General features: G+C 61.2%; 2 protein-coding genes. One reads left to right on the top strand and one right to left on the bottom strand.

From position 1 onward, the window contains the following. Nucleotides 1–356: 356 nt before the first annotated feature. A complete protein-coding gene (locus tag RS85_RS00055; protein ID WP_152642285.1) occupies nt 357–2,375 on the top strand; it encodes a hypothetical protein in 2,019 nt (672 codons plus the stop codon). Nucleotides 2,376–2,695: 320 nt separating this feature from the next. Here RS85_RS00055 and RS85_RS19165 read toward each other — a convergent pair. Next, nucleotides 2,696–2,913 (bottom strand): integrase core domain-containing protein (locus RS85_RS19165; RefSeq protein WP_152642284.1); only part of this gene is annotated, 218 nt, incomplete at its 5' end.

Raw genomic sequence — 2,913 nt, 5'->3', positions numbered from 1 at the left:
ACAGGCGTCAGGGGTGCGTTAGCGTGAGTCACGAAGACCTCCGTGTGTGGAATGTGAGTGTGGTAACCCACATCCTGCCCGGAGGTCTTCGCTAACTCAGCCGTTCACAACGTCCCTGGGAAGAACATCTAGGCCTCAACCTCGCCAACTTTGCCGTAGGCCCGGATGGGGGGATCGACCTCCGCGATGTGGAACGCGAGCGCGTCGTCATCGTCCAGTGCAAGCATCGCCCAGGCGCTACCCGATCTCAGTTGCTTGCGATTGCGCGGGCAGAGATGAGGCGATGGGAAACACAAGCGCCGTCCGACTTTCATCTGGTCGTCTCTGCAGCCGTATCACCCGGGACGGACTCAGCTGTGACCACTGAGCTACGAACGACAGAACGATCCAACGCGACTTTCTGGCACGGCGGTTCCCTCAATGCAGCCCTGAGCCGCAATGAAGCCATCGAACGCAGACATTTCAAGCTGTGGTTGACGAGTATCGACGTCATCGAAAAGATCACCGCGGCAGCGCAGTGGCAACGCAGCGAGGAATTGCTTCAACGTGTATCAGACCGCGTGCGCTTGTACGTGGACACCCCGGCTTTCGAAGAGGCTTTCACCACGCTGACCAACGAGCACGTCGTGCTCATCTCCGGGCCGCCCGGTGTTGGCAAAAGCACCCTCGCGGAGATGCTCCTTCTCAACCTGTGGCACCAAGGGTGGACCGTGATCAACGTGGCTTCTGACATCGATGAAGCGTGGAGACATCTTCAATCGGGGCGCAAGCGTGTCGTCTTCTACTATGACGATTTCCTCGGCCAGACCAGCACTGCCGAGGTCCAGAAGAACGAGGGTGCGGGGCTCGCGCACCTCATCGACAGACTTCGTCGTGGAGAGGGTGAGCAGCTCCTGGTTCTCACCAGCAGGGAACAAGTGCTGAACGAAGCCGCGCACGGCCTTGACGATCGCGTCCGAAGACTGGCTGCGGACCAGAAGCGAGTCCGTGTGGAACTCGGGGACATCTCTCGCGCGGCTCGGGGACGCATGCTATTCAATCATCTTCACTTCGGATTCGAAGGTCCCGACGACCGGGCCAAACTCGCCGTGGATGATCGCTTCCTAAGCGTCGTCGACCATCCGGGTTTCAACCCGCGAATACTGGAGTCGGTGATTCTCGGGCGATCGCACGCGAATATCCACACGTTTTACGATGCCCTGTTCACGGCGCTCGATCACCCGGACTCCGTCTGGGCTGGAAGTTTCCATCAGCTTTCGATGACTGCCGTCGATATCCTCCTCCAGCTGGCCGTTTCTGAGTTTGGAACTCTGTCGCTGGAGGTCCTGAGGGAATCGGTGCCGATCGAGGACCCTCGCCGATGGACTCCCGCCCTGAGAGTGCTGGAGGACACCTGGATCCGCCTCACCCCCGTGGCCGGGGAAGTTCGATCAGTCGCCCTATTTGACCCCAGTCGGCGCGACTACCTTCTAGGCCTTCTCCCAGAACCGGAGTACTTTCAACGAACCGTCGCAAGGCTCTCCTCGACGCGTCAGCTGATCTACCTCAAGCGCCTCGCTGCGCACCGCGCCGATAACCACTCGACCTCTCCCGAGCACCGTCTTGACCGCACATACCGAGAACTCGTCCACGATGAGGACGCGCTAGTTGTCGCGCTCGCGAAGCGCGAATTGCGAACCATCATCCGCGACGAGGCGCGGATCTCCCGCCAGAACGCCGACATCAGCGCGGGGCGCACCCCGGCCGCGGGGGTCCTCTTCATGCGGCCCGTGCATAGCAATCGTTGCACCGCGCTCACGGGCCTGACGCATCTGTGCATCACGAGCCGCGAACCCCTAGCCGCCTCACTCGCCCTTCTTCAGGATGAACTCACAGTGCTCATAGCGGATTTGGCAGCGAGTGGGAGACGAGACACGCACGCGATCCTCACCCTCGCAACGCGACTGGCCCAGGAGACATCGCCAGAGTGGGCGATCAATGCAGCAGTGTCTCTCACCGAACTCGCATTCGAAAGCGGCCCCGGTTCGAGTGATCTTCAGATCTACTCAAACTTCTCCCGCTGGTTCCGCGACGAGGTCTACCCGTCCGGTCAAGAACGTCTCCGTGAAGCGTTAGATAACGAGCTGGATTATATCCGCCAGCAGGATGACCCCGAAACGATGGCGGCCTGGCTCGATGAGGTCTGTGGCGTCGCCGACGAACACGGAATCGCCTTGGACACCGACGATCTCGAAGAATATATCGGAGGTCTCCCGCGTACTTCTGATGGTGCAGGCATCCAACGCCCCACCGCTGACTCGTGCGTTAGCCCGGACGACAACAGCGACGATCAGCTCCGCGCGCTGTTCAGCCGACTCCGTGTCAGCGGTTCGTAGCTCCGGGCCATACTGCGGCGCCCGAGAGCGCACCTGCGACCGCTACGACGCTGACCTCCGCCGTGATCCGGTCCTGAACGTGTTCAACACGCACGTGCCGGATCTTCGCTGCACGTCGGATGCCGCGCCGCCGGGCTGAGAGTGAAGTGACGACCATGACAGCCTCACGCGGATCGGCGCCCGTTGCTCGAATGTGATCCCCAGCCGAAACCGGCCCCGCTATCCGGAATAGAGGCTGGGATCGCGCATACGCTGGAACCATGCTCCACGCCTTTGTCGACGAGTCCGAGCGGGACGACACCCACTACTTTTTGGGTGCCCTAGTTGTTCTTCCCCGTGAGGTTGTGAACGCGGTCTGAGGGTGTTTGGCCGCTGATGCCGGTGTGGGGTCTGTGGTGATTGTAGTGATGGAGCCAGGTGTCGTAGGTTGCTGCTCGGGCTTCGTCGCTGGCGTAGGTCTCGGCGTAAGCCCATTCCTGGGCGAGGGTGCGGTTGAAGCGCTCGACCTTCCCGTTCGTTTGGGGGCGGTAAGGCTTCG

Origin of the sequence: Microbacterium sp. SA39 (assembly GCF_000967865.1) — a bacterium.
Taxonomy (GTDB): domain Bacteria; phylum Actinomycetota; class Actinomycetes; order Actinomycetales; family Microbacteriaceae; genus Microbacterium.
Note: the sequence above shows the minus strand (reverse complement) of the source record. Positions and strands in the feature narration are given on the sequence as shown.